The sequence below is a fragment of the Streptomyces sp. NPDC003300 genome (assembly GCF_040610915.1).
In the GTDB taxonomy this organism is placed as follows: domain Bacteria; phylum Actinomycetota; class Actinomycetes; order Streptomycetales; family Streptomycetaceae; genus Actinacidiphila.
The window spans coordinates 23,978-49,463 of the sequence record NZ_JBEXNE010000042.1 but is presented as its reverse complement, the minus strand read 5'-3'; the positions used below and the strand labels follow the sequence as shown (position 1 = coordinate 49,463).

The 25,486-nt window shown below is 71.8% G+C and carries 29 protein-coding genes and 3 tRNA genes; 8 read left to right on the top strand and 24 right to left on the bottom strand.

All coding sequences use genetic code 11. The annotated features are described in order from the left end of the window. From ABZX65_RS34705 to ABZX65_RS34695, 3 genes are all read right to left on the bottom strand, one after another. Positions 1–1,498: AAA family ATPase (locus ABZX65_RS34705; RefSeq protein WP_355349481.1), on the bottom strand; the 1,498-nt coding region annotated here is incomplete at its 3' end. Between the two features lie 210 nt (positions 1,499–1,708). After that, on the bottom strand, positions 1,709–1,912 hold the full coding sequence (locus tag ABZX65_RS34700; RefSeq protein ID WP_188281861.1) for a hypothetical protein: 204 nt from the start codon (positions 1,910–1,912) through the stop codon (positions 1,709–1,711). Between the two features lie 296 nt (positions 1,913–2,208). Further along, a complete protein-coding gene (locus tag ABZX65_RS34695) occupies positions 2,209–2,490 on the bottom strand; it encodes an acylphosphatase (protein WP_355349478.1) in 282 nt (93 codons plus the stop codon). Between the two features lie 145 nt (positions 2,491–2,635). Between ABZX65_RS34695 and ABZX65_RS34690 the strand changes: the two genes are divergently transcribed. Together ABZX65_RS34690 and ABZX65_RS34685 are read left to right on the top strand one after the other, a co-directional pair. Next, positions 2,636–3,520 carry a CAP domain-containing protein gene (locus ABZX65_RS34690; RefSeq protein ID WP_355349475.1) on the top strand — a complete coding sequence of 295 codons (885 nt, stop codon included), beginning with the start codon at positions 2,636–2,638 and terminating at the stop codon, positions 3,518–3,520. A gap of 127 nt (positions 3,521–3,647) precedes the next feature. Continuing rightward, positions 3,648–4,073 carry a helix-turn-helix domain-containing protein gene (locus ABZX65_RS34685; protein ID WP_355349471.1) on the top strand — a complete coding sequence of 142 codons (426 nt, stop codon included), beginning with the start codon at positions 3,648–3,650 and terminating at the stop codon, positions 4,071–4,073. On the opposite strand, the gene mutM is transcribed toward ABZX65_RS34685, so the two are convergent. From mutM to ABZX65_RS34640, 9 genes are all read right to left on the bottom strand, one after another. Next, positions 4,046–4,912 carry a bifunctional DNA-formamidopyrimidine glycosylase/DNA-(apurinic or apyrimidinic site) lyase gene (gene mutM / locus ABZX65_RS34680; RefSeq protein ID WP_355349468.1) on the bottom strand — a complete coding sequence of 289 codons (867 nt, stop codon included), beginning with the start codon at positions 4,910–4,912 and terminating at the stop codon, positions 4,046–4,048. The genes ABZX65_RS34685 and mutM overlap by 28 nt on opposite strands. A gap of 174 nt (positions 4,913–5,086) precedes the next feature. Continuing rightward, positions 5,087–5,827, bottom strand: coding sequence for a ribonuclease III (gene rnc / locus ABZX65_RS34675; RefSeq protein ID WP_188281856.1), 741 nt, complete (start codon positions 5,825–5,827; stop codon positions 5,087–5,089). A gap of 19 nt (positions 5,828–5,846) precedes the next feature. Next, positions 5,847–6,020, bottom strand: a complete 174-nt coding sequence (gene rpmF, locus ABZX65_RS34670) for a 50S ribosomal protein L32 (protein ID WP_188281855.1) — start codon at positions 6,018–6,020, stop codon at positions 5,847–5,849. 2 nt (positions 6,021–6,022) lie between these two features. Further along, positions 6,023–6,631, bottom strand: a complete 609-nt coding sequence (locus ABZX65_RS34665; protein WP_355349491.1) for a YceD family protein — start codon at positions 6,629–6,631, stop codon at positions 6,023–6,025. A gap of 175 nt (positions 6,632–6,806) precedes the next feature. Next, positions 6,807–7,985: an ATP synthase F0 subunit B gene (locus ABZX65_RS34660; protein WP_355349464.1), complete on the bottom strand. Its 1,179-nt coding sequence runs from the start codon at positions 7,983–7,985 to the stop codon at positions 6,807–6,809. Positions 7,986–7,995: 10 nt separating this feature from the next. Beyond that, complete coding sequence (coaD, locus tag ABZX65_RS34655; protein WP_355349488.1) at positions 7,996–8,475, bottom strand: pantetheine-phosphate adenylyltransferase; 480 nt, start codon at positions 8,473–8,475, stop codon at positions 7,996–7,998. 70 nt (positions 8,476–8,545) lie between these two features. Continuing rightward, complete coding sequence (gene rsmD / locus ABZX65_RS34650; RefSeq protein ID WP_355349461.1) at positions 8,546–9,124, bottom strand: 16S rRNA (guanine(966)-N(2))-methyltransferase RsmD; 579 nt, start codon at positions 9,122–9,124, stop codon at positions 8,546–8,548. Positions 9,125–9,186: 62 nt separating this feature from the next. Continuing rightward, on the bottom strand, positions 9,187–11,418 hold the full coding sequence (recG, locus tag ABZX65_RS34645; RefSeq protein ID WP_355349458.1) for an ATP-dependent DNA helicase RecG: 2,232 nt from the start codon (positions 11,416–11,418) through the stop codon (positions 9,187–9,189). Positions 11,419–11,494: 76 nt separating this feature from the next. Beyond that, entirely contained in the window at positions 11,495–13,144 is a 1,650-nt protein-coding gene (locus ABZX65_RS34640) for a DAK2 domain-containing protein (RefSeq protein ID WP_355349455.1), read from the bottom strand. 278 nt (positions 13,145–13,422) lie between these two features. Between ABZX65_RS34640 and rpmB the strand changes: the two genes are divergently transcribed. Further along, positions 13,423–13,608: a 50S ribosomal protein L28 gene (gene rpmB, locus ABZX65_RS34635; protein ID WP_028426177.1), complete on the top strand. Its 186-nt coding sequence runs from the start codon at positions 13,423–13,425 to the stop codon at positions 13,606–13,608. Positions 13,609–13,728: 120 nt separating this feature from the next. On the opposite strand, the gene thiD is transcribed toward rpmB, so the two are convergent. Both thiD and ABZX65_RS34625 read right to left on the bottom strand, forming a co-directional pair. Further along, positions 13,729–14,517: a bifunctional hydroxymethylpyrimidine kinase/phosphomethylpyrimidine kinase gene (gene thiD, locus ABZX65_RS34630; protein WP_355349485.1), complete on the bottom strand. Its 789-nt coding sequence runs from the start codon at positions 14,515–14,517 to the stop codon at positions 13,729–13,731. 116 nt (positions 14,518–14,633) lie between these two features. Further along, positions 14,634–15,599 (bottom strand): thiamine-phosphate kinase, encoded by a 966-nt coding sequence (locus ABZX65_RS34625; protein WP_355349451.1) that lies wholly within the window; start codon positions 15,597–15,599, stop codon positions 14,634–14,636. Between the two features lie 179 nt (positions 15,600–15,778). Between ABZX65_RS34625 and ABZX65_RS34620 the strand changes: the two genes are divergently transcribed. Together ABZX65_RS34620 and ABZX65_RS34615 are read left to right on the top strand one after the other, a co-directional pair. Next, a complete protein-coding gene (locus ABZX65_RS34620; RefSeq protein ID WP_188284985.1) occupies positions 15,779–16,012 on the top strand; it encodes an Lrp/AsnC ligand binding domain-containing protein in 234 nt (77 codons plus the stop codon). Positions 16,013–16,063: 51 nt separating this feature from the next. Next, a complete protein-coding gene (locus ABZX65_RS34615) occupies positions 16,064–16,510 on the top strand; it encodes a DUF3515 domain-containing protein (protein ID WP_355349448.1) in 447 nt (148 codons plus the stop codon). Positions 16,511–16,568: 58 nt separating this feature from the next. Here the strand turns inward: ABZX65_RS34615 and ABZX65_RS34610 are convergent, their stop codons facing one another. The 3 genes from ABZX65_RS34610 to ABZX65_RS34600 are packed head-to-tail and all read right to left on the bottom strand — an operon-like array spanning position 16,569 to position 19,537. After that, positions 16,569–17,804, bottom strand: coding sequence for a D-alanine--D-alanine ligase family protein (locus ABZX65_RS34610; RefSeq protein WP_355349445.1), 1,236 nt, complete (start codon positions 17,802–17,804; stop codon positions 16,569–16,571). A gap of 12 nt (positions 17,805–17,816) precedes the next feature. Then, entirely contained in the window at positions 17,817–18,818 is a 1,002-nt protein-coding gene (locus tag ABZX65_RS34605) for an NAD(P)H-dependent glycerol-3-phosphate dehydrogenase (RefSeq protein WP_355349442.1), read from the bottom strand. Continuing rightward, positions 18,815–19,537, bottom strand: coding sequence for a lysophospholipid acyltransferase family protein (locus ABZX65_RS34600; protein WP_355349439.1), 723 nt, complete (start codon positions 19,535–19,537; stop codon positions 18,815–18,817). The genes ABZX65_RS34605 and ABZX65_RS34600 overlap by 4 nt, the downstream gene beginning before the upstream one ends. Before the next feature lie 151 nt (positions 19,538–19,688). Between ABZX65_RS34600 and cofC the strand changes: the two genes are divergently transcribed. Both cofC and ABZX65_RS34590 read left to right on the top strand, forming a co-directional pair. Next, positions 19,689–20,342, top strand: coding sequence for a 2-phospho-L-lactate guanylyltransferase (gene cofC / locus ABZX65_RS34595; protein ID WP_355349436.1), 654 nt, complete (start codon positions 19,689–19,691; stop codon positions 20,340–20,342). 71 nt (positions 20,343–20,413) lie between these two features. After that, positions 20,414–20,641: a hypothetical protein gene (locus ABZX65_RS34590; RefSeq protein ID WP_355349433.1), complete on the top strand. Its 228-nt coding sequence runs from the start codon at positions 20,414–20,416 to the stop codon at positions 20,639–20,641. A gap of 224 nt (positions 20,642–20,865) precedes the next feature. On the opposite strand, the gene ABZX65_RS34585 is transcribed toward ABZX65_RS34590, so the two are convergent. From ABZX65_RS34585 to leuC, 4 genes are all read right to left on the bottom strand, one after another. After that, a complete protein-coding gene (locus ABZX65_RS34585; RefSeq protein ID WP_355349430.1) occupies positions 20,866–21,483 on the bottom strand; it encodes an HU family DNA-binding protein in 618 nt (205 codons plus the stop codon). A 132-nt stretch (positions 21,484–21,615) separates the two neighbouring features. Beyond that, the gene (locus ABZX65_RS34580) at positions 21,616–21,840 is read right to left on the bottom strand and encodes a hypothetical protein (RefSeq protein ID WP_188284977.1); all 225 of its coding nucleotides are present in this window, start codon (positions 21,838–21,840) and stop codon (positions 21,616–21,618) included. 220 nt (positions 21,841–22,060) lie between these two features. Beyond that, a complete protein-coding gene (gene leuD / locus ABZX65_RS34575) occupies positions 22,061–22,666 on the bottom strand; it encodes a 3-isopropylmalate dehydratase small subunit (RefSeq protein ID WP_355349427.1) in 606 nt (201 codons plus the stop codon). A gap of 6 nt (positions 22,667–22,672) precedes the next feature. Next, positions 22,673–24,097: a 3-isopropylmalate dehydratase large subunit gene (gene leuC / locus ABZX65_RS34570; RefSeq protein WP_355349424.1), complete on the bottom strand. Its 1,425-nt coding sequence runs from the start codon at positions 24,095–24,097 to the stop codon at positions 22,673–22,675. A gap of 183 nt (positions 24,098–24,280) precedes the next feature. Between leuC and ndgR the strand changes: the two genes are divergently transcribed. Beyond that, positions 24,281–24,997: an IclR family transcriptional regulator NdgR gene (gene ndgR, locus ABZX65_RS34565; RefSeq protein ID WP_188284974.1), complete on the top strand. Its 717-nt coding sequence runs from the start codon at positions 24,281–24,283 to the stop codon at positions 24,995–24,997. Positions 24,998–25,152: 155 nt separating this feature from the next. Here ndgR and ABZX65_RS34560 read toward each other — a convergent pair. The 3 genes from ABZX65_RS34560 to ABZX65_RS34550 all read right to left on the bottom strand — a co-directional run bounded on the left by ABZX65_RS34560 (position 25,153) and on the right by ABZX65_RS34550 (position 25,458). After that, a tRNA-Glu gene (locus ABZX65_RS34560) sits at positions 25,153–25,225 on the bottom strand. 61 nt (positions 25,226–25,286) lie between these two features. Beyond that, positions 25,287–25,359: transfer RNA gene (locus ABZX65_RS34555), tRNA-Glu, on the bottom strand. A 27-nt stretch (positions 25,360–25,386) separates the two neighbouring features. Further along, a tRNA-Gln gene (locus ABZX65_RS34550) sits at positions 25,387–25,458 on the bottom strand. Between the last annotated feature and the right edge of the window lie 28 nt (positions 25,459–25,486).

The window sequence follows — 25,486 nt, the reverse complement described above, 5'->3', positions numbered from 1 at the left end:
GCCGTCGCCGCCCGCCGGGACGCGCTCGCGCCGTCGCTCCGCCGCAAGGACGGCACCGGCGGCGCTCCGCCGCGGTGGCGGCCTCGCGCGCGGCGCTGAACGCCTCCTCCGCCGCGGCCTGTTCGCGGCGCGCGGCCTGGAACCGCTCCTCCAGCTCCGAGTCGTCCGCGTCCAGGCCGTCGACCTGCGCGCGCAGTTCCTCGTACTCGCCCTGCGCGGACTCCGCCCGGTCGCGGGCCTCGTCGCGGGCGGCGGCGAGGCGGCCGATCTCGGCCTCGGCGGAGGCGGCCTTGGAGCGGGCGGCGTTGACCTGGGCGTGCAGCCGGGCCAGGCCCTCACGGCGGTCGGCGATGGCGCGGGCGGCGGTCCTGAGCCGGGCCTCCTCCTCGGCGAGCCGGCGCTCCAGCTCGGCGCGGTGGTCGACGGTGTCGTCCAGGGCGCGCTGGGCCGCGTCCAGCGCCTCGGACAGCTCGGCCTCCTGCTCGCGGATGCGGGCGGCCTCGCGTTCCATGTCCTCCGGGTCCCGGCCGCGCCGCTCCTCGGCGGGCTGGGACGTGGCGTGCCGGTGCCGCTGCTCGGCGAGGCCGATCGTGCCGCGTACGCGTTCGGCGAGCTGGGACAGCGCGTACCAGGTGGCCTGCGCGTCGGTCAGCCGCGGCGACAGGGCGCGTACCTGCTCCTCCAGGCGGGCCTCGCGCTGGACGGCGGCGGCCAGTTCCGTCTCGACGGCGTCGCGGCGCTCCTTGAGCGCGGCCTCGTCGGCGACCTCGGCGCTCAGCGCCTCCCGCAGCGTGACCAGGTCGTCGGCGAGCAGCCGCAGCCGGGCGTCGCGCAGGTCGGCCTGGATGACGGCGGCACGGCGGGCGACCTGGGCCTGGCGGCCGAGCGGTTTGAGCTGGCGGCGCAGCTCACCGGTGAGGTCCGTCACACGGGCGAGATTGGCCTGCATCGCGTCCAGTTTCCGCAGCGCCTTCTCCTTGCGCTTGCGGTGCTTGAGCACACCCGCGGCCTCCTCGATGAAGGCGCGGCGGCCCATCGGGTCGGCGTGCAGTACGGAGTCGAGCTGGCCCTGGCCGACGATGACGTGCATCTCGCGGCCGATACCGGAGTCGGAGAGAAGTTCCTGGATGTCCAGCAGGCGGCAGGTGTCGCCGTTGAGCTGGTACTCGCTGCCGCCGTTGCGGAACATGATCCGCGTGATGGTGACCTCGGCGTACTCGATCGGCAGGACGCCGTCGCTGTTGTCGATGGTCAGGGACACCTCGGCGCGGCCCAGCGGGGGGCGGCCCGTGGTGCCGGCGAAGATGACGTCCTCCATCTTGCCGCCGCGCAGCGACTTGGCCCCCTGCTCGCCCATGACCCAGGACAGCGCGTCCACCACATTGGACTTGCCGGACCCGTTGGGGCCGACGACGCAGGTGATTCCGGGTTCGAAGCGCAGGGTCGTCGCCGAGGCGAACGACTTGAAACCGCGCAGCGTGAGGCTCTTGAGATGCACGCCGGTCGACTCTACTAGCCGTCCTCGGTTTCACCGAGGAAGGCGCAGGGCACATCATGCGTTAAGAAGCGACGTCCAGGCGGGGAGCGGGTGGGGAGCAGGGCGAGGGGACAGCGCGCGGAATGACGAAAGGGACGCCGAAGCGTCCCTCGCGGATTCTGCAGATTCTCAGGCGGTGTCCGGGGACACCTGTCCGGGCCGGGGACCGGTTCAGGCGAGCACGGGCTCCGCGCGAGATACGTCGATGCTGCTGAGCAGCGACTCTTCGTGCGATGCGACAGTCAGAGCGTCGTTCTCGGCCTGCATCCGGACAAGCTCGGATTCCAGATCCTGAACGCGCTGCTGGAGCCTTCGCATCTCGGCGAGAAGTCGCGGGTCGGGACCGCCGACGTAACCGAGAAGCGCCTTTGCCATGATGGATGGTCCTCCACGCTGAGTGACCGACCGAATGCGGTTTGGGTCGTGGGTGAGGGTTGCTCGCCCGCGCAGGGTGAGTGCCGTGACCGCCGCTGAACAATCCTGGAGCCACGATGCGCGGGGCTTCCAGAGTCTCACCAAATAACGGGACGGTCAACACGATCACAGCCCAGTCGTCGGGTCCGCCTCAGAAAACACGGCGCTGACGGCGCCGCGGGCTGCCCGCGTGGCATAGGGATCATGCTCGATGGGGGCAGCCTGACACGGCGATCGTCGTATGGCAACCAAATTGCTCAGCGGATCTCGAAACCTTCGTATCCGCCCCGCGGCCGGCCCCAGATCTCGGTCACTCCGTCGACCCGTCCGGGCGTGTCCCCGCGGCGCAGCCACTCCAGCAACCGCTCGCACTGTTCGCGCGTGCCCTCGGCCACGACCTGGACCCGGCCGTCGCCCAGATTGCCCGCGTAGCCGACGAGGCCGCCCAGTTCCAGGGCGGTGGCCCGGGTCCACCACCGGAAGCCGACGCCCTGGACGCGGCCGCGCACCCACGCGGTGAGCCGGACATCTTCGTTCATGTCCGCACGCTATCCCGCCAGTTGGATCAGCAGCACATCGGCGGGCGGCGTCATTCGCTACAGTCACCCGACAACGGGGTCACCCGTTCGGGTTAATCCGCCGAATCGGGCCGCCAGAACCGAGCCGACCAGAGGAGCGCGAAGGATGGGCCGTCACAGCCGTCATGCGCAACCGGCAGCGCCGGAGACGGGACCCCGCTCGCACCGCGGGCGCCGTAAGCACCACCCGGTCCGTACCGGACTGCTCGCCACGTCGGCCGCGATGGCCGTGGGCGCGGTCGCCGCGTCCTCCGGGATGCTCAGCGGCCTCACCGCCGGTCTCGACTACCGCCAGGGCGACGCGGGCCACACGCAGGCCGACGGCCCGGCGGACCCGTCGCGCGACGGCAGCGACATGCCCTCGCCGCTGGGCGACAGCACGGTGCCGACCCCCGGGCAGACCACCGGCTCCCCCGGTACCCCGTCCTCCGGTACGCCGTCGAAGCCGGGCACGATGCGGTCGAACACGGCGACGCCGTCCCGTACGGCCACCAGCCCGGCCGCCGCCCCCACGCCGACCCGTACGACGGCCGCGCCCACCACCCCGGTGCCGACCACCACCGCGGCCCGCACCCAGCCGCCCACGACCGCCGCCCCGGCCTCCGCCGACGCCGTCACGGCGGCCCGCGCGGCGATCCTCTCCCTGGTCAACACCCAGCGGGCGAGCGCGGGCTGCTCGCCGCTCACCGCCAGTTCCTCCCTCGACGGCCTCGCGCAGGCGTTCAGCGAGGACATGGCCGCCCGCGGCTTCTTCGACCACACCGACCCCGACGGCAAGACCCCGTGGGACCGCGCCAAGGCCCTGGGCATCACCAACCTCGGCGGCGAGAACATCGCCCGCGGCCAGGCCACCGCCCAGGCCGTCATGGACGCCTGGATGAACAGCCCCGGCCACCGCGCCAACATCCTCAACTGCGACTACAAAACCCTCGGCGTCGGCATCCACTACGGCAGCGGCGGCCCCTGGTGGACCCAGGACTTCGGCTTCTGAGGCCGCTGGAGCCGTCGCGGCCTGTGGAGCCGTGGGAGCCGTGGGAGCCGGAGCCGCCCTGGCCAGGGCGCTAACCGGGGGATCGCGCACCCCTGAGGTGAGCGCTGTGCGGGGGTACGCTGGGCGTATGGCAGACAGCGACCGGACGGCGGAGTGCGCCGGGGCCACCGTGAAGGACGACGGCGGGCTCGCCTTCGACGTCTTCGCGCGCTCCTGCCCGTCGCGCGGGACGCTGGAGCACGTCACCGGGCGGTGGGGCGGCCTGACGCTGGGCGCGCTCTACGAGGACACGCTGCGGTTCAACGCGCTGCGCCGCCGCGTGGACGGGGTCAGCGAGAAGATGCTGTCGCAGACGCTGCACGCGCTGGAGCGCGACGGCCTGGTCGTCAGGGACGCGCGGCCGACGAATCCGCCGCACGTCGAATACCGGCTCACCCCGCTCGGCCGGGACACCGCCGCGCGCCTGCTGTCACTGATCGCGCTGGTCGAGGGCCGGATGCCGGAGGTGCTGGCCGCGCGCGAGCGCTACGACGCGGAGCGCGGCACCGGCTGACAGCGCGGGCAGAAGTAGCTCGACCTGTTCATCCACGGCCGGCGCCTGATCGGTGTGCCGCAGCGGCGGCACGGCTCGTCCTCACGGCCGTACGCGTCCAGCGACCGGTCGAAGTAGCCCGATTCACCGTTCACATTGACGTACAGGCTGTCGAAGCTGGTGCCGCCCGCGGCGAGCGCGTCGCCCATCACCTCGCGGATGTGCGTGACCAGCTCCGCCGTACGCGGCCTGGTCATCGACGCCGTCGGCCGCTCGTAGTGCAGCCGCGTGCGCCACAGCGCCTCGTCGGCGTAGATGTTGCCGACCCCGCTGATCAGCGACTGGTCGAGCAGCGCCCGCTTGATCGTGGTGCGCTTGCGGCGCAGCGCCGTGTGGAAGGCGTCCTCGTCGAAGGCGTCGTCCAGCGGGTCGCGCGCGATGTGCGCCAGGACCGCCGGGAGGCCGTCCGCCGCGCCCGGCACCGCCTCGTGCACGGACAGCCCGCCGAAGGTGCGCTGGTCGACGAAGCGCAGTTCGGTGCCGAGGGTGTCCTGGAAACGGATACGGATCCGCAGGTGGGTCTCGGCCGCCGCGGTTTGCGGCTGCACCAGAAGCTGACCGCTCATCCCCAGGTGGGCCATGAGCGACAGGTCCTCGGTGACCGGCAGCCACAGATACTTGCCCCTGCGGTGCGCCTCGCCCATCGCCGCGCCCTTGAGCCGCGCCGCGAAGTCCTCGGGCCCGGCCACGTGCCGCCGTACGGCCCGCGGATGGAAAACGGTGGCCGTCTCGACGGTGCGGCCCGAGACCCAGCGCGAGAGTCCGCGCCGGACGACCTCCACCTCCGGCAGCTCCGGCATGACATCCCCTCATGGTCCACGCGGGTGCGTGTGCCCCTGCCACGGGCGCGGGGAACCGCGCGGCAGGCCCCCCACGGCCGGTGGTCGGGAGACGACCGGCCCGCCCCGCCGGGGCCGGTGGTGACCTGCGGCCGCGTCGCGGCCGATCGCGCGGTTCCCGCGCCCCTTCGGGGCTCAGCTCGCCGCTGAGGCGGCGGCTTCGCGGATGGAGCGCCAGGCGGACTCCGCCGCCTGCTGCTCGGCTTCCTTCTTGCTGCGGCCGGTGCCGGTGCCGTACTCGACGCCACTGACGCGGGCGGCAGCCGTGAAGGTCTTCTCGTGGTCGGGTCCTGATTCGGTGACCACGTACTCGGGAACGCCGAGCCCTTCGGCTGCGGTGAGTTCCTGGAGGCTGGTCTTCCAGTCCAGTCCCGCACCGAGGTTGGAGGACTGCTCGATGAGCGGGTCGAAGAGCCGGTGCACCAGCTCGGAGGCCGCTTCGAGCCCCTGGTCGAGATAGACCGCGCCGATGACGGCTTCCAGGGTGTCCGCGAGGATGGATGCCTTGTCCCGGCCGCCGGTGCCCTCTTCGCCCCGGCCCAGGCGGATGAACGCGCCGAGGTCGAGCCCGCGGCTCACGCCCGCCAGGGCACGCGAGTTGACCACCGCGGCCCGCAGCTTGGCCAGTTGGCCCTCGGGCAGGTCGGGGTGGGTGCGGTAGAGGGTGTCGGTGACCACCAGGCCGAGCACGGAGTCCCCGAGGAACTCCAGCCGCTCGTTGGTGGGCAGCCCGCCGTTCTCGTACGCGTACGAGCGGTGGGTCAGCGCACGCACCAGAAGGGCGGGCTCGAGGGTGTACCCGAGCCGCCCTTCCAGAAGCGTGGGGGACGAGGCTTTGTCCGCCGTGGCCGACTGTGGCGCTGAGGCGTCTGACATGGAGCCTGTCACCTGCCGATCAGACGTCGATGACCTGACGGCGGTTGTACGTGCCGCAGCTCGGGCACGCGATGTGCTGGAGCTTCGGCTCGTGGCAGCGCTCGCACGCCACCAGGCTCACGGGCGCAGCCTTCCACTGCGAACGGCGGTGGCGCGTGTTGCTGCGCGACATCTTCCGCTTCGGAACAGCCACGGCTACTTCTCCTGGTTCTCGTCGGCACCATGGTCGGTACCGAAACTCTGGTTGAGATCCTTCAAGGCCGCCCACCGGATGTCGGTGACCTCGTGGTGGTGGTCCGGGTCGTCCGCGAGGCGAACTCCGCATTCGGAGCACAGCCCTTCGCAGTCCTCCCGGCACACCGGCTGCAACGGCAGTGCGAGCACCACCGCGTCGCGCAGTACGGGTTCGAGGTCGAAGAGATCGTCCTCGAGTTCCAGCGCGTCCTCGTCCTCGGCGTCGTCACCGGCTTCGTCCTTGCGGGCGGTCCTGGTGTCGGCGTCGGGGTAGGAGAACATCTCCTGGAATTCCGCGTCCAGCTCACGCTCGACGGGCTCCAGACACCTTACGCACTCCCCCGTGACCGGCGCATGGGCGGTGCCGGTGACCAGCACACCCTCCATGACCGACTCCAGGCGGAGCTCCAGCTCGACCGTGGCGCCCTCCGGCACCCCGATGACATCGACGAGGCCGAGGTCCTTGGGGGCCGGCACCGAGCGGGAGACCTTCCTCATCGCACCAGGACGCCGGCCCAGCTCGTGTGTGTCGAACACGAGTGGGTTGCGGTGGTCGAGGCGGGTGTTCAGGGCTTCCTGCTTTCATCGGTACGGCCTGCCCCGCGGCCCTCGCGGGCGACCCTTGCGGGCGGGCAGGCCAAAGCGCCGGGAATTCACACGGCTGGAAGTGACAGGATACTGGACCACCCCGCCCGCACCCAAACGGAGCCTGTCCGGGGCCGCCGGCAGGCTCCCGCGGGCGTCCTCAGCGGCCCTGCTCCAGCTCTCTCAGCCGGTTGAGGTCGATCAGTCCGGTGTCGAAGAAGCTGGTCTCGTCCAGCGCCGCGGGCTGCTGCCCCTGCGGCTGCTGCTGCGGATAGCCCTGCTGCTGGTACGGGATCTGCTGGTCGTACTGCTGCTGCTCGTAGCCGTAGCCGGCCGCCGGGTCCTGCTGGTACGCGGGCTGCTGCTGGCCGTACGGGTCCTGGGCCTGGGTGCCGTAGTCGACGTAGGCGCCGGAGTCGGCGGCGGCCTGCTGGTACTCGGGCCGGTAGCCGCTGTCGCCCTGGTAGCCGCCCTGCTGGTACGCGGTGTCCTGCTGCGAATAGCCGTAGCCGGGAGCCGCCGCGGCGGCGGCCTGCTGCGGGGCCGGGTCGTAGCCGTACTGCGCCAGGTCGGCCTGCTCGGGGGCGGTGGGCGCGGCCAGGCCCGCCATGTAGTCGGCGTCGCTCTGCCGCTGCCCGCCGTGCTCGCCGTCGCCGTCCGCGGCGTCCTGCGCGGCCATCTGCGCGGCGAGGTCGTCGATCGGATTGTGGCCGGTGAGCTTCAGGCGCCCGCGGCCGACGGCCTCCAGGGTCTTGCTCAGGACGGCCTCGAAGGCGCCCAGCTTGGCGTCCACGTACTCGTCGGCGCGGCGGCGCAGGGTCTCCGGGTCGGCGCTGCGCTCGGGGGCGTCCGCGTCCTCCTCGGCCTGGTCGTAACCCTGGTCGTAGCCGTTGGGGTCGTGGCCGAGCAGCTTCTCCCGGCCGCGGTCGACCGAGCCGATGGTCTTGGTGAGGACCACTTCGAAGTTGGCGAGCTTGCTGTCGACGTAGTCGTCGGCCTCGGCGCGGATCTCGGCGGCCTCGCGGCGCGCCTCGGCGACGATCCGCTCCGCCTCGTCCTGCGACTGGCGGGCCACCTGGGTGTCGGAGACCAGCGATCCGCGTTCGGCGTGGGCCGATTCGATGATCCGCTGGGCTTCGGCTCGGGCCTCCCCGACCATCGTCTCCCGGTCGCCGAGCAGTGCCTGCGCCTGGGAGAGGGAGTCGGGAAGCGCGGCGGCGACCTCGTCGAGCATGGCGAGCAGCTCGGCACGGTTCACCACGCAGGAGGCCGACATCGGCATCGACCGGGCGTTAGCCACGGTGGCCGCGATCTCATCGAGCTTCTTCTGGACGTCCACGGGGGAGAGCCTAGCGCTGTCGGAGTTTGGGCTTGAGCGCGTCGAGGACGACGGACGGCACCAAGTGGGAGATGTCGCCGCCCCATTGGGCGACTTCCTTGACCAGACTCGAGGACAGGAAGCTGTAGGCGGGGTTGGTGGGGACGAAGAGGGTCTCGACACCGGTGAGGCCGATGTTCATCTGGGCCATCTGCAACTCGTAGTCGAAGTCGCTGACCGCGCGCAGGCCCTTCACGATGGCCGGGATCTCGCGCTGCTTGCAGAAGTCCACCAGCAGGCCGTGGAACGACTCGACCTTGACGTTGCCCAGGTCGCCCGTGACCTCCTCGATCAGCGCGATGCGCTCCTCGATGGTGAACAGGCCCTGCTTGGACTGGTTGATCATCACGGCGACGTACACGGTGTCGTACAGCCGTGAGGCGCGGGCGATGATGTCGAGGTGTCCGTTGGTGATGGGGTCGAAGGACCCCGGACAGACGGCGCGGCGCAAGAGTGGTTCCTCGCTCTCCGTACGGCGGGTGCTACGGCTCATGGTGCGGGTTCATGTCGACTCCGCGGGCTCATGACCCGGCGGTGACCCGGGCGGCGCGACCGTACCAAAGCGTCGCTTCGCCGTACCGCCGGGACCGCAGGCCCGTGAAACCCGGGGGCCAGCCGAATTCGCCGCCCCGGGTCCTGCGCTCCACGGTGACCAGCGCTTCCTCCGTCAGCCAGTCATTGGCCAGGAGTGTGAGCAGGATCTCCCGCAGTTCGCCGTCCTCGACGTCGTACGGCGGGTCGAGGAAGACCACGTCGTACGGCCGCGGCGCCGGTCCCGCGACGATCTTCTCCGCGCGTCCCGAGCGCACCTCGGCGCCGGGCAGTTTCAGCGCCGCCACGTTCTCCCTGATCACTCGCGCCGCCCTGGGCTCGGCCTCGGCCAGCAGGACGTGTTCGGCGCCGCGCGAGAGCGCTTCGAGGCCGACCGCGCCGGAGCCCGCGTAGAGGTCGAGCACCCTGGCCCCCTCCAGCGTGCCGCGCAGCGACTGAAGGGTGGAGAACAGCCCCTCCTTGGCGCGGTCGGACGTCGGCCTGGTGCCGTCGCCCGGCGGTACGGCGAGGCGCCGCCCCCCGGCGGCGCCGGCGATCACGCGGGTCATGGAACTCACTTCCGGTGCGGGGACCTGGTCCGACGCGCCCCACGATACGGGCCCCGGCCCGGCTACCCCTTTTCCAGATACTCCTCGCGGTCCGCGTCCAGCAGGCTGTCCAGGGCGCTGCGGAGATCGGGGTGCGCGGTGAGTTCGGGATCGGCGGTCACGACCGCGGTGGCCTCCTCGCGGGCGGCCTCGATGACGTCGCGGTCGTCCATGACGGTGAGCACCCGCAGCGAGGAGCGGCTGCCGGACTGGGCCTGGCCGAGGACGTCGCCCTCGCGGCGCTGCTGGAGGTCGATCTCGGAGAGTTCGAAGCCGTCCAGCGTCCCGGCCACCGCGTCCAGGCGCATCCGGGCCGGGGTCGCCTCGGGCGCCTCGGAGACCAGCAGGCACAGGCCGGGCGCGGAGCCGCGGCCGACCCGGCCGCGCAGCTGGTGGAGTTGCGAGACGCCGAAGCGGTCGGCGTCCATGATCACCATGGCGGTGGCGTTCGGCACGTTCACCCCGACCTCGATGACCGTGGTGGCGACCAGGACGTCCACCTCGCCCGCGGTGAAGCGGCGCATCACGTCGTCCTTGGCGTCCGACTGCATCCGGCCGTGCAGCACCTCGACGCGCAGCCCGCGCAGGGCCCCCTGGGCGATCTGCTCGGCGACGTCCAGCACCGCCAGCGGCGGCCTGCGCTCGTCGTCGTCGGGCCCCGGCTCCTTGTCCTTCTTGGCCGCCTTGGCCTTGCCGCTCCCCTTGCCCTCCTCCTCGTCGCCGATCCGCGGGCACACCACGTACGCCTGGTGGCCGCCCTCGACCTCCTCCCGTACCCGCTCCCAGGCCCGGCTGAGGAAGTGGGGCTTCTCGGCCGCCGGTACGACATGGGTGGCGATCGGCGAGCGCCCGGCGGGCAGTTGGTCCAGTACGGACGTCTCCAGGTCGCCGAAGACCGTCATGGCGACGGTCCGCGGGATCGGGGTGGCCGTCATCACCAGCAGGTGCGGCGGCTGGGCGGCCTTGGCGCGCAGCGCGTCCCGCTGCTCCACGCCGAAGCGGTGCTGTTCGTCGACCACGACCAGGCCCAGGTCGTGGAACTTCACCTTGTCCTCGATCAGCGCGTGCGTGCCGATCACGATCCCGGCCTCGCCCGTCACCAGGTCGAGCAGCGCCTGCCGCCGCGCGGGCGTCCCCATGGAACCGGTCAGCAGCACGACCTTCGTCCCGAGGTCCGAGCCGCCCAGCATGCCCGAGGACTCGGCCAGTTCGCCCATCATCTCGGTGACGGAGCGGTGGTGCTGCTGGGCCAGCACCTCGGTCGGCGCGAGCATCGCCGCCTGGCCGCCCGCGTCCACCACCCCGAGCATCGCCCGCAGCGCCACCATCGTCTTGCCCGAGCCGACCTCGCCCTGGAGCAGCCGGTGCATCGGGTGCTCGGCCGCCAGGTCCTCGAAGATCTCGCCCGACACCCTCCGCTGGCCGTCGGTCAGCGTGAACGGCAGCTTCGCGTCGAACGCCGTCAGCAGCCCGTCCCGGCCCGGCCGGCGCGGCACCGCGGGCAGCGCGGAGTCCGCCGCCCTGCGGCGGGCCAGCGCCACCTGGAGCACGAACGCCTCGTCCCACTTCAGCCGGTCCCTGGCCGCCGCGATGTCCGCCTTCGTCCGCGGCCGGTGGATCCGCTCCAGCGCCTCCGGCAGCGGCGCGAGCCCGCGCGCCTCGCGCAGCGCCGCGGGCAGCGGCTCCCCCACGCCCTCCCAGCCGATCGCCGTCAGCGAGTTGAGCGCGGTGTCCACCGCCTGCCCGATCCGCCACGAGGTGATCTGCTTGCACGCCGGATACAGCGGGATCAGCCGGTTCGCGAACGCGTCCAGCGCGTCCTTCTCCGCCCCCTCGTCCGCGTCCAGCAACTGGTAGTCCGGGTGGGCCAGTTGGCGCGTCCGGTTGAAGACCGAGACCTTCCCCGAGAACATCCCGCGCCGCCCCGGGATCAGCCGGTGGGCGTGCGCGTGCGCCGCCTTGCTGAAGAACACCAGGGTCAGCGAACCGCTGCCGTCGGTCACCACGACTTCGAGCCGCACCCCGGACCCGCGGCCGTACATCCGCTTGTCCGCCTTCGCGATCTGCGCCACCACCGTGACGTACTCGTCCACCGGCAGATCCGCCAGCCGCGTCAGCTCCCCGCGCTCGGCGTACCGGCGCGGATAGTGATGCAGCAGGTCACCGGCGGTGTGCAGCCCGAGGTGGTCGGCGAGCACCTTCGCGGTACGGTCACCGACGATTTTCCGCAGCGGATCGTCCATGGGGTTCGACATCGGGATCTATCTTGGCGCACCCCACCGACAAATCCCCCTCGGGCAGGTCCGCGCGGCGGTCCGCGGGAGGGACGGGTTACTCGACGCCCACCAGCAGGGGGCAGGTGCCCTGGCCGCCCTCGTAGGTCACGGTGTCCACCGCCAGGTGGGCCTCGCGGACGTGGGACTCGATGTGGGCGGTGAGGTCGGCGGGGGCGTCGGGTCCCGGGATGAGGGTGACGAGTTCGCCGCCGGCGGCGAGCATGCGGTCCAGGACGGCGGTGGCGGTACCGGCGAGCGTGGTGCCGATGACGGAGACGTCGCCGTCGATGAGGCCGAGGATGTCGCCGGCCTGGCAGATGCCGGCCGAGGTCCAGGAGCGGTGCTCGGCGACGGCGAGTTCGGCGTAGCGGGTGGCTCCGGCGGCGGAGGTCATGGCGACGACGTCCTCGTCGAAGCGCCGGGAGGGCTCGTGGACGGCGAGGGCGGCCAGGCCCTGGACGGCGGAGCGGGTGGGGATGAGGGCGACCCGGACGCCGTCTGCGCGGGCCTGTTCCGCGGCGGCGCCCGCCGCGTGCCGCAGGTCGCGGTCGTTGGGCAGCAGGACGACCTCAAGGGCGTGGGCGCGGCGGATGGCGGCGGCGATCTCGCCGCTGGCGGGCTGTTCGCCGGGGCGGACGGCGACGACGGTGGCCCCGGCGCGGGCGCACAGTTCCGACAGGCCGTCGCCGCGGACGACGGCGACGACGGCGCGGTGCGCGGGTTCGGTGCGCGGCCTGGTCTGGTCGGCGAAGTGGGTGACGCGGATGCGGTACGGGCGGCCGGCCTCGATGCCCGCCTCGATGGCGGCGCCGACGTCGTCCACGTGGACGTGCACGTGGAAGAGTCCGTCGCCGCCCACGACGACGAGGGAGTCGCCGAGCGCGTCGAGCCGGGCCCGCAGCAGGGTGACGGCGGAGTCGGCGGCCTCCAGCAGGAAGATCACCTCGAAGGCGGGGCCGTCGGGGACCGCGTCGTCGGGACACAGGTCCTCGTCCTCGACCGGGACGGTGTGCCCGGCGCGGAAGTCCGTTCCGGCCAGGGGCTGTTCCGGGGCATCGCCGGTCACGGCGTCGGCCAGCGCGCCGAGCACGGCGACCAGGCCGAGGCCGCCCGCGTCGACCACTCCCGCGCGGCGCAGCACGCCGAGCTGTCCCGGGGTGGCGGCCAGCGCGGCGCGCGCTCCGGCGTACGCGGCCCGTACGACCTCGTCGACGCCGCCCGTCGCGGCCTCCGCGGCGTCGGCCGCGCCGACGGCCACCGTGAGCATCGTGCCCTCGACCGGCCGGGCGACCGCGTCGTACGCCGATTCCGCGGCGATCCGCAGGGCCCGCCGCAGTTCGGCGGCCCCGATCCGTTCAGGGGCGTCGGCGGGCGAGGCGACCGCCTCGTTCATGCCGCGCAGGAGCTGGGCGAGGATCGTGCCGGAATTGCCGCGGGCGCCGATGAGGGCGCCGTGCGACATGGCGCGGAGCACGTCGGGGAGGGTCGGCCGGGTCGCGGGGGCGGCGGCCGTCGCGTGCGCGTCGAAGACCGCTTCCACGGCCTGCGCGGCGGACTCGAACGTCAGGTACAGATTGGTGCCGGTGTCCCCGTCCGCGACGGGATAGACGTTGATCGCGTCGATCTCCTCGCGGGCCCTGCCCAGTGCCTGGAGCGAGAGGCGGCACCAGGCGAGCACCGCGGAAGCGTCGAGCGAGGGCGGCAACAGGTCCTCCTGCGGAACACCGGGATATCGGGAACTGCCAGGTGAGCCTAGGCCCTTTCGGGGCGGTCGGGAGCGGGCCGGGCGGCGACGGGGCCGCCCGTGACCGCGCGGAAACGGCCTGGTGGTGACCCCGGTCACGGGGGCGGGCGTCCGGATCTGGGCACCCGCGGACCATGGTAGTTTCGTTGTACGGGAGCGGTCGTTGTATGCTGCTCCGGTTGCCTGGGGCTCTCTCAGGCTTTTCATCGTAAGTGCATCTGAAGTCTTTGGAGTGACCCGTGGCTGCCAACTGCGACGTCTGCGGCAAGGGGCCGGGCTTCGGCAACAGCATCTCCCACTCGCACCGCCGTACCCCGCGTCGTTGGAACCCCAACATCCAGCGCGTGCGTGCAGTGGTCGGGCGGACGCCGAAGCGCCTCAATGTCTGCACCTCGTGCATCAAGGCCGGTAAGGTCTCGCGCTGACGCGTCGTCGTACATCACGTCGTAGCAGCGCAGCCTTAGCGGCTACTCGAATGCCGGTCCACCTCAGGGTGGGCCGGTTTTCTTGCGTTGTACGGGTGCCCGTGCGGCTCGGGTGACGGCTCAGCGCGTGCGCCAGCCGTGGTCGACGGGGCCGGTCCCGGCGCCGAGCGGGAAGCCCGCCGCGATGGCGCCGGTCACGTACGTCTTCGCCCGTCCGACGGCGTCCGGCACGTCGCGGCCGAGGGCGAGGTGGCAGGCGATCGCGCTGGCCAGGGTGCAGCCGGTCCCGTGGGTGTGCCGGTTGTCGAGCCGCGGGGCGCGGTACCAGTGCTCGGCGGCGCCGTCGGTGAGCAGGTCGACGGCCTCGGCCGAGCGGCTGTCGGCGAGGTGGCCGCCCTTGACCAGGACCCAGCGCGGCCCGTGGGCGAGTACGGCGTCGGCGGCGGCCCGCATGCCGGCCTCGTCGTGCACGGTACGACCGGTGAGCTGGGTGACCTCGTCCAGGTTGGGGGTGGCGACGGTGGCGAGCGGCAGCAGCCGGGTGCGTACGGTCTCGACGGCTTCCTCGGCGAGCAGCGCGTCGCCGTGCTTGGAGATCCCGACCGGGTCGACGACGACGGGGACGCGGCCGTCCAGAGCGGCGAGGAGACCGGCGACGGTCTCGGTGAGGGCTGCCGAGGAGAGCATGCCGGTCTTGACCGCCGCCACCCCGATGTCGCCGACGACGGCGTGGAACTGGGCGCGTACGGCCGCCTCCGGCAGGTCCCAGACGCCGTGCACGCCCAGCGAATTCTGCGCGGTGACGGCGGTGAGCACGCTCATGCCGTGCACGCCGAGGGCGAGCATCGTCTTGAGGTCGGCCTGGACGCCCGCGCCGCCGCCGGAGTCGGATCCGGCGACGGTGAGCACCCGGGCGGGGGCCGCCCGCACAGGCGCGGGGCGCGGGAGGCCGGGGTCTGGGACGGCGGGGCGCGGAAGGCCGGGGTTCGGGACGGCGGGGTTCGGGAGGCCGGGGTTCGGGAGGGTCACTCCTCGTCCCCGAAGTGGTCCCAGCCGCCCGCCTTGTCCCAGGGCGCGCCGTCCACGGTGACCTGCGGGGTGCGGCCCGCGGGGGCGCTGACGGCGCCGATGACCCGCCAGCGGGCGGGCAGCTTCACATCGCGGGGGAAGGCGGCGACGATCGCGTGGTCCTCGCCGCCGGTGAGCACCCAGTGCAGCGGGTCGACGCCCACGGCCTGCCCGATGTCGGACATCTGGGCGGGTACGTCGATGTCGGCGGAGCGCAGGTCGATGTCGACGCCGCTGGCGGCGGCGATGTGGCCGAGGTCGGCGACCAGGCCGTCGCTGACGTCGGTCATGGCGGTGGCGCCGAGTTCGGCCGCCGCGGGGCCCGCGTGGTACGGCGGTTCCGGGCGGCGGTGGGCCTCCACGAAGGCGCGCGGGGAGCGGAAGCCGCGGGAGAGCACGGCGAGTCCGGCGGCGGACCAGCCGAGCCAGCCGGTGACGGCGATGATGTCGCCCGCGCGGGCACCCGATCGGGTGATGGCCTCGCGGCTGCGGAGGTCGCCGAGCGCGGTGACGGCCACCGTGATGGTGTCGCCGCGTACGACGTCGCCGCCGACCACGGCCGCTCCCGCGACCTGGCACTCGTCGCGGATGCCGTCCATGAGTTCGACGGCCCAGGTGGCGGGGAGTTCGGCGGGGACGACGAGGCCGAGCAGCACGGCGGTGGGGAAGGCGCCCATGGCGGCGATGTCGGCGAGGTTCTGCGCGGCGGCCTTGCGGCCCACGTCGTAGGCGGTGGACCAGTCGCGGCGGAAGTGGCGGCCCTCGATGAGGACGTCCGTGGTGGCGACCACCCGGCGGTCGGGCGCGGCGACCACGGCCGCGTCGTCACCCGGTCCGATTTTCACCGCGGGTGTGGTGGTGAGCCGGGAGGTCAACTCCCTGATGAGCCCGAACTCGCCCAACTCGCCCACAGTCCCCTTCATCCCAACGTCCCCTCGAGTCGCGGCCTGAGCCGGTTCTGCTGCGTGTTTCCCGTCAATACGGGCGTGAGACCCGTCAATACGGGGGTCAGGTACCGCGCGGGTCTCCCCGCTGTGCGCGACGACGCGATAACGTGGCGTCCCCCTTCCCACATGATCCTCGAAGCCGCCCTGGAGGTTCCGTGGTACAGGCGTACATCCTGATCCAGACCGAGGTCGGCAAAGCCTCGGCAGTAGCGGAGGTGATCTCCAAGATCGAAGGAGTCATTCAGGCCGAGGACGTCACCGGTCCTTATGACGTCATCGTCAGGGCCCAAGCAGACACGGTCGATGATCTCGGCCGCATGGTGGTCGCCAAAGTCCAGCAGGCGGACGGCATCACTCGAACGTTGACCTGCCCCGTCGTCCATATCTAGCCCCCACTATGCTCACCGGTGATGCTGTATCGCCGAGTTGTACTGACCGCCGTGTCCGCCGTCGCGTGCCTTTCTGCGGCGGCGGTCTACGCGTTCACGTCCGGTACGGACGAAGCGATCGCCGTACCGGTTCCTGACGCACGTGTCGCCGGATACTGTCACGCGCTGTACGGCGATCTGCCCGCGAAGGTCGACGGTCTCTCCCGGCATGATCTCAAGCCGGAATCGGAGCTGACAGCCGGGTGGGGCAATCCGCCGATCGTGTTGCGCTGCGGTGTCCCGCGGCCCGCCGCCGACGCGGACCCCTCCACTTACGGCGCCGAGGTGGACGGCGTCTCCTGGTCGGTGGAGCAGGGAGCCGACGGTGGGGTGCTGATGACGACGACGCTGCGCAAGGCGTATGTCGAGGTGGCTCTGCCGAAGCGTTTCGCCCATGACATCAGTCCGCTGACGGATCTCGCGGACGCGATCAAGCGCACGATCCCCGAGGGGGTCTGACCCCCCTCGGGGTTCGGCTGTCCGTCCGAAGGCCGCGCGCAGGCGCGGCCCCGGCGGGCTAGCGCAGGCCGGTCGAGCGGCGCAGCGCCGCCTGGATGAGCAGGTCGACCAGTTGCCGGTAGTCGACGCCCGTCTCCTGCCACATCCGCGGGTACATCGAGATCGGGGTGAAGCCCGGCATCGTGTTGATCTCGTTGATGACGAACTCCCCGCTGTCCAGCAGGAAGAAGTCGGCGCGGACCAGGCCCTCGCAGGACGCGGCCTCGAACGCCTCGACGGCGAGCCGCCGTACCTCGGCGGTCTGCTCCTCGGTGAGCGGCGCAGGAACGATTCCCTCGGCGGAGTCGATGTACTTCGCCTCGAAGTCGTAGAACGCGTGGCTGGTGACCGGCGGGATCTCGGCCGGTACGGAGGCGCGCGGGCCGTCCTCGAACTCCAGGACGCCGCATTCGATCTCGCGTCCGCGCAGCAGCGCCTCGACGATGACCTTGGGGTCGTGCCGCCTTGCCTCGGTGATGGCCGCGTCGAGCCCTTCCGGGCCTTCGACCTTGGTGATACCGAAGGACGATCCGGCGCGGGCGGGCTTCACGAACAGCGGCCAGCCGTGCTCGGCGGCGAAGTCGGTGACCTTGCGGCGTACGGCGTCGCTGTCGCGTTCCCATTCGCGGGGGCGGATGACGGTGTAGGGGCCGACGGCCAGGCCGAAGGAGGTGAAGACGCGCTTCATGTACTCCTTGTCCATGCCGACGGCGGAGGCGAGCACGCCCGCGCCGACGTACGGGACGCCGGAGAGTTCGAGCAGGCCCTGGAGGGTGCCGTCCTCGCCGTACGGGCCGTGCAGCATGGGGAAGACGACGTCGACCTCGCCGAGCGCCTTGGGGACGGCGCCCGCTTCGGTGTAGACGACCTCGCGGTTGGCCGGGTCGACCGGGAGCATGACGGCGCCCTCGTGGTCGGTGACCTGTTCGACGGTCGGCATCCGGCGGTCGGCGATGGCCATCCGCTCGGGGGCGTCCGCGGTCAGTGCCCAGCGGCCCTCGGTGGTGATGCCGATGGGCAGGACGTCGTACTTGTCGCGGTCGATGGCGCTGAGCACGCTGGCCGCGGTGACCACCGAGACGCCGTGCTCGGAGCTGCGTCCGCCGAAGACGACCGCGACCCGCGGCTTGCGCGGGTAGTTCTCGCTCGCGTGGCCTACCACGCGCCGGTCCGCGGACGGGTCCGCGGGCCGGTCCGGGCCGGATTCGCGCCGGTCAGGGCTCTGGGAGCTGTCGTGGGATGCAAGGTTGCTCATGTCGCGATGACCCTACCGTTCCGGCTTGGCGGAGCGTGACATCAACTCCTGTACGGCCACGACGGGCGGTTTCCCGTTGTGCACGATGTCGACCACGGTGTCCGTCAGCGGCATGTCGACGCCGTGCCTGCGGGCCAGATCGGCCACGGACTCGCAGGACTTGACGCCCTCGGCCGTCTGGCTGGTGACGGCGATGGTCTCGGCCAGGGTCATGCCGCGGCCGAGGTTCATGCCGAAGGTGTGGTTGCGCGACAGCGGTGAGGAGCAGGTGGCGACCAGGTCGCCCATGCCCGCGAGGCCGGCGAAGGTGTGCGCGTCGGCGCCCATCGCCATGCCGAGCCTGGTGGTCTCGGCCAGGCCGCGGGTGATCAGGGACGCCTTGGTGTTGTCGCCCAGGCCCATGCCGTCGGCGATGCCGACCGCGAGGCCGATGACGTTCTTGACGGCGCCGCCCAGTTCGACGCCGACGACGTCGGTGTTGGTGTACGGGCGGAAGTAGCCGGTGTGGCAGGCGGCCTGGAAGCGGCGGGCGACGGCTTCGTCGCGGCTGGCGACGACGGCGGCGGCGGGCTGCCTGGCGGCGATCTCCGGGGCGAGGTTGGGGCCCGACAGGACGGCGACGCGGTCGGGTCCTGCCTTGGCGACCTCCTCGATCACCTCGCTCATCAGCTTGGCGGTGCCCAGTTCGACGCCCTTCATCAGGCTGACCAGGACCGCGTCGGGGCGCAGCAGCGGTGCCCAGTCGGCGAGGTTGGCGCGCAGCGTCTGGGACGGGACGCACAGGATGACGAATTCGGCGTCGGCGGCGGCTTCCGCGGGGTCCGCGGTGGCGGTGACGGCGGCGGGCAGTTCGAGGTCGGGGAGGTATTCGGGGTTCCTGCGGTCGGCGTTGATCGCCGCGGTCAGCTCGGGGCGGCGGCCCCAGAGCGCCACCTCGCACCCGGCGTCGGCGAGGACCATCGAGAAGGCGGTGCCCCAGGAGCCGGTGCCGTAGACGGCGCAGCGGACCGTCATGCGCCCTCCCGTGCCTTGCGCGGGTCGTAGAGACCGGCGGGCGCGGGTTCCTGGCGTACCTCGGCGAGCAGCGCGGTGACCGCGAGCATGATGGTCTCGGTGACGGCGCGCAGCACGTCGGGGGTGGGGTCCTGGCCGTAGAACGCGGTCAGGTCGACGGGTTCGCCCGCGAGCACCCGCAGCGTCTTGCGCGGCAGCAGGCGTACGCGCTTGCTCTTGGCGTACGGCGGCACGGCCTCGTTGGCGCCCCACTGGGCGACGGGGATCACGGGCGCCTTGGTGAGCAGCGCGACGCGGGCGACGCCGGTCTTGGAGACCATCGGCCACATGTCGGGGTCACGGGTGAGGGTGCCTTCGGGGTAGAAGGCGACGCACTCGCCGGAGTTGATGGCGTCGACGGCGGCGCGGAAGGCGTTCGCGGCGTCGGTGGTCTCGCGGAAGACGGGGATCTGGCCGGTGCCGCGCAGCATCGTGCCGACGAAGAAGGGCTTGAAGAGCCCCGCCTTGGCCAGGAAGCGGGGGACGCGGCCGGTGTTGTACTGGAAATGCGCGTACGACAGCGGGTCCAGGTACGAGTTGTGGTTCACCGCCGTGATGAAACCGCCGTCGGCCGGAATGTGCTCCATTCCGTGCCAGTCCCGCTTGAACAGCACAATGAGCGGCGGTTTCGCGATGACGGCCGCCAGGCGGTACCAGAAACCGATTCTGCGGCGGGACACCAGGACTCCTCTTCGTTGCTGTGACGCTGCGCTCGTAGAGGCTCGCGCAGCACCACCCGTGCGGCAGCCGCACAAGTCTGCGGCTATGGACACGTTAACGCCAGGGCCCGGCGGCCCGTGGGGCGCCTGGGGAAGGCCGCACAATGGTGCGGTGGCGATAGATGTGACCTGGAAGTGGTCCCTTGTCGTGCCGCTGAAGCCGCTGGCCGTGGCCAAGAGCCGGTTGGCCACGGCGGCCGGTGCGGTACGGCCCGCGCTGGCCCTGGCGTTCGCGCTGGACACGGTCGCGGCGGCGCTGGCCTGCGCCGAGGTGGCCGACGTGACCGTGGTCACGGACGACGAGCGGGCCGGGGCGGAGCTGGCCGCCCTGGGTGCCTTCGTGGTGCCCGACGCCCCGGCGGCGGGGCTGAACGCCGCGCTGCGGTACGGGGCGGACCGGGTGCGGGCCCGCGATCCGTACGCGGCGGTCGCGGCGCTGAACGGCGATCTCCCGGCCTTGCGGCCCGCTGAGCTGGCGTGGGTGCTCCGGGAGGCCGCGGGCGGCCAGGAGCGGGCTTTTCTGGCCGACGCGGCCGGTGTGGGGACAACCTTGCTCGCCGCTCCGCGCGGTTCGGCCCTCTCCCCCGCCTTCGGCGGCGCCTCCCGCGCCCGCCACCTGGCCACCGGGGCCCGCGAGATCGCCCTGCGACGGGTGCCGTCGGTGCGGCAGGACGTGGACACCGGCGACGACCTGCGCGCGGCCCTGGCCCTGGGCGTCGGCGAGCGTACGGCGCTGGCCGCCGCCGGGCTGCTGATCGCGGACTGAACCACCGGCCGGGCCGGGCACCCGTGCCGTGACCGGCGGTCTCCCCGGGGCCGGGCACTAGGCTGCGGCCCATGCAGGCAACCGCGTTCACCTACGACCCCGAGACCCGCGGCGGCAGCGTGCTCCTCGACGACGGGACGCCGCTGCCCTTCGACGCCGCCGCCTTCGACGCGGGCGGCCTGCGCCTCCTGCGCCCCGGCCAGCGCGTCCGCATCCGCACCGACGGCTCCGCCGACACCCGCCGGGTGGTCTTCATCACCCTCCAGACCTTCCCGGACTCGACGGAACCGAAGGTGTAGCGAAGGGGCTCCCTGACGCAGGGCGGTTCGCCGGTAGCCGACGAGCCGAAGGCGGCGCCGGTGTCGAAAGCGACGATGAGCAGGGAGCGAGGAACGAGCGACCGTCGAAGAGGAGCGTCGACACCGGGTCTAAGCCGCCGGAGGAGAGAAGGCGGCGAAAAAAACGAGCGCGGGCCGGGCTCCCCTGGGGGAACCCGGCCCGTCGCGGTCCGTGGGACGGACTACTACCTGGTGGCGCTCCGCTTGGCGGCGGTCTTGCGGGCGGTCGCGCGCTTGGCCGGGGCCTTCTTCGCGGCGACCTTCTTGGCCGGGGCCTTCTTGGCCGCCGCCTTCTTGGCGGTGGTCTTCTTCGCCGTGGCCTTCTTGGCGGTGGTCTTCTTGGCCGCCGTGGTCTTGGCCGCGGCGGTCTTCTTGGCGGCGGAGGCCTTCTTCGCGACCGTCTTCTTGGCCGCGGTGACCTTCTTGGCCGCCGCCTTCTTGGTGGTGGTCCTCGTGGTGGTGGAAGCGCCGCCGCTGAGGCTGCCCTTGGGCGCCTTCTTCACCGCGACGTCGTTCTTCGGGAGCTTCTTGGTGCCGCTGACCAGGTCCTTGAAGCCCTGACCCGCGCGGAACCGCGGCACCGAGGTCTTCTTGACCCGGACCCGCTCCCCGGTCTGGGGATTGCGGGCGTAACGGGCCGGACGCTCCACCTTCTCGAACGAACCGAAACCGGTGACCGAGACCCGGTCGCCCGAGACCGTCGCACGGACGATCGCGTCGAGAACCGCGTCAACCGCGTCCGCGGCGGCCTGGCGGCCACCTACCTTGTCGGCAATCGCTTCTACGAGCTGCGCCTTGTTCACGTCTTCCCCTTCGGAAACTTGCCCGGCGAATGAGTGCGGGCTTTTTCGCACGCTAGGCGGATATATACCGCAAATCAAATACGAAACGGGCGAATCACCCTTGTGCCGCAACGAACTCGGTGCTCTACGGGATCAGCGATCCGGGATTCCGAGGTCGTCCAACTCAGCCGTTAACACGTCCAGGCGCCGTGCCGCGTCGGCGAGATCGTGCTTCGCCACAGCGGTCACCGCGAGCAGCCGGCGACTCAACTCCCGCCGTGTCCCATCAGGGACTTCGGGATTCGCGACGCGCAGATGCGCCTGCTTCAGACGCGCGGCGAGAACCCCGTAGAGCTGGAGTTGGCCGTCGCGTTCCATGCGTCGATTGTGCCATCTGCGGCGAGTTGTCGGGAGCGACAGGGCCAACCGGGTGTTCCGGGCCGTTTTCCGGACACTCCTGGACCGCCCGGACGGACCCTCCTGGGCCGCCCCCACGGGCACTTCGGGACCGGCCCAGACATCGCCCGGACACGCAGAAGCGCCCTCTGCGGACGGGCAGAGGGCGCTTCTTGGGGCCGAACAGGGCCGAACGGGTCGGTCAGACCTGCACGGTGCTCGGCTTGAAGGACGGGCGGCCGGCTTCGAACGCCGAGATGTCGGCCTCGTTGGCGAGGGTCAGACTGATGTCGTCCAGCCCTTCCAGCAGCCGCCAGCGGGCGTTGTCGTCCAGCTCGAACGCCTCGGTCAGCGACACACCGGGGCCCTCGGCGCGCACCTCGCGGGCCACCAGGTCGACGGTGATCTCGGCCTGCGGGTCGGCCTCGACCAGCTTCCAGAGCGATTCCACCGTCTCCTGCGGCAATACGACCGTGAGCAGGCCGTTCTTCAGCGAATTGCCGCGGAAGATGTCCGCGAAGCGGGACGAGATCACGGTCTTGAAGCCGTAGTTCTGCAGGGCCCAGACCGCGTGTTCGCGCGACGAACCGGTGCCGAAGTCGGGTCCGGCGACGAGCACGGTGGCGCCCTGCCGCTCGGGGGCGTTGAGGACGAAGTTCTCGTCCTTGCGCCAGGCTTCGAACAGGCCGTCCTCGAATCCGTTGCGCGTGACCTTCTTCAGCCAGTGCGCGGGGATGATCTGGTCGGTGTCCACATTGCCGCGGCGCAGCGGTACGGCCCGGCCGGTGTGCGTGGTGAAGGCTTCCATGGGGGCTCAGACCTCCGTCAGGACAGGGGCGTCGGACAGGTCGGCGGGCGAGGCGAGGTGGCCGAGCACCGCGGTGGCGGCGGCCACCTGCGGCGAGACCAGGTGCGTACGGCCGCCCTTGCCCTGCCGTCCCTCGAAGTTGCGGTTCGAGGTGGACGCGGAGCGCTCGCCGGGGGCGAGTTGGTCCGGGTTCATACCCAGGCACATCGAGCAACCCGCGTGCCGCCATTCGGCGCCGGCGGCGGTGAACACCTTGTCCAGGCCCTCCTCGACGGCCTGCAACGCGACCCGTACGGAGCCCGGCACGACCAGCATGCGGACGCCGTCGGCCACCTTGCGGCCCTCGACGACCGACGCGGCGGCCCGCAGGTCCTCGATCCGGCCGTTGGTGCAGGAGCCGACGAAGACGGTGTCCACGGCGACCTCGCGCAGCGGCTGGCCCGCGGACAGGCCCATGTACTCCAGCGCCTTCTCGGCGGAGAGCCGGTCGCCGGGGTCGGCGAAGGACGCCGGGTCCGGCACGGCCGCGCTCAGCGGCGCGCCCTGGCCGGGGTTGGTGCCCCAGGTGACGAACGGCGCCAGGGTGGCGGCGTCGATCCGCACCTCGTGGTCGAAGACCGCGTCGTCGTCGGTGCGCAGCGTCTTCCAGTACGCCACCGCCGCGTCCCAGTCCGCGCCCTTGGGGGCGTGCACGCGCCCTTCCAGGTAGTCGAACGTGGTCTGGTCGGGGGCGATCATGCCGGCCCGCGCGCCCGCCTCGATCGACATGTTGCAGACGGTCATCCGCGATTCCATCGACAGCTTCTCGATGGCGGAGCCGCGGTATTCGATGACATAACCCTGGCCGCCGCCGGTGCCGATCTGCGTGATCACGGCGAGGATCAGGTCCTTGGCGGTGACGCCGGGGGGCAGTTCGCCGTCCACGGTGATCGCCATCGTCTTGAACGGCGCGAGCGGCAGCGTCTGGGTGGCCAGCACGTGCTCGACCTGGGAGGTGCCGATGCCGAACGCCAGCGCGCCGAAGGCGCCGTGCGTGGAGGTGTGCGAGTCGCCGCAGACCACGGTGGTGCCCGGCTGGGTCAGCCCGAGCTGCGGGCCCACCACGTGGACGACGCCCTGCTCGACGTCGCCCAGCGGGTGCAGCCGTACGCCGAACTCCGCGCAGTTCTTGCGCAGCGTTTCGAGCTGGGTGCGGGAGACCGGGTCCGCGATGGGCTTGTCGATGTCGAGGGTGGGGGTGTTGTGGTCCTCGGTGGCGATGGTGAGGTCGGTACGCCGCACCGGTCGGCCGTTCATCCGCAGCCCGTCGAACGCCTGGGGGCTGGTCACCTCGTGGAGCAGGTGAAGATCGATGAAGAGCAGATCGGGCTCGCCCTCGACGCGGCGGACGACATGGTCGTCCCAGACTTTTTCCGCGAGTGTCCTACCCATCGCTGTCCCTCCGGCCCGCACCCTCGCGGGCCAACTCGTGTGTGGTGCACGTGTATGCCGGACGCCGTCGGTTCCCCTGGTGTCTCCGCGGGAGCACGGCGGTCCTGCCCTGTGCCCCCAGCCTGACGGCTTCCCCGGAAAATTGAGCTTGCGTTTCACAGTGTGAGACGCGAATATCGTTGCATGGACAATTCTAGCGGCGTCGGCGTTCTCGACAAGGCGGCTCTGGTGCTCAGCGCACTGGAGTCGGGACCGGCCACCCTGGCCGGCCTCGTCGGCGCCACGGGCCTGGCCCGCCCCACCGCGCACCGCCTGGCGGTCGCGCTCGAACACCACCGCATGGTGGCCCGCGACATGCAGGGCCGTTTCATCCTGGGACCGCGGCTGTCGGAGCTGGCCGCCGCCGCGGGCGAGGACCGGCTGCTGGCGACGGCGGGCCCGGTCCTGACCCACCTGCGGGACGTCACGGGAGAAAGTGCCCAGCTCTACCGCCGTCAGGGCGACATGCGCATCTGCGTGGCCGCGGCGGAGCGCCTTTCCGGCCTGCGGGACACCGTGCCGGTCGGCTCCACGCTCCCGATGAAGGCCGGGTCCGCCGCGCAGGTCCTGATGGCCTGGGAGGAGCCCGAGCGGCTGCACCGCGGCCTCCAGGGCGCGCGCTTCACCGCCACGGCGCTGTCGGGCGTACGCCGCCGCGGCTGGTCGCAGTCGATCGGCGAGCGGGAGCCCGGGGTCGCCTCGGTGTCCGCGCCCGTCCGCGGCCCCTCCAACCGCGTGGTCGCCGCCGTCTCCGTCTCGGGACCGATCGAGCGGCTGACCCGGCACCCGGGCCGGATGCACGCGCAGGCCGTCATCGACGCCGCGGCCCGGCTGAGCGAGGCGCTGCGCCGCAGCGGCTGAACCGTCCTCGGCAGGGGCCGCCGGTGCGCGAACGCCCCTGCCCGGTACGGCGGTTGGCCCGTGGGAGAGGACGACGGCCGGGAACGGCGGCCGGAAACGAAAAAGGCCCCCACCTGAGTGAGGACCTCGGCCGTACCGTTACTTCTCTGCTTGCGTACCCCCGACCGGATTCGAACCGGCGCTACCGCCTTGAGAGGGCGGCGTGCTAGGCCGCTACACAACGGGGGCCCTAGCGATCCTGCATCATGACCAACGGGTGCGACCCAGGTGATCACGCGGGAAGGATCTGTACCCCCGACCGGATTCGAACCGGCGCTACCGCCTTGAGAGGGCGGCGTGCTAGGCCGCTACACAACGGGGGCTCGCACTGCAATGCACTGAACTATGCGCTGGGGTACCAGGACTCGAACCTAGAACAACTGAACCAGAATCAGCCGTGTTGCCAATTACACCATACCCCATCAAAACGCAACCCCTTGCGGGATTGTG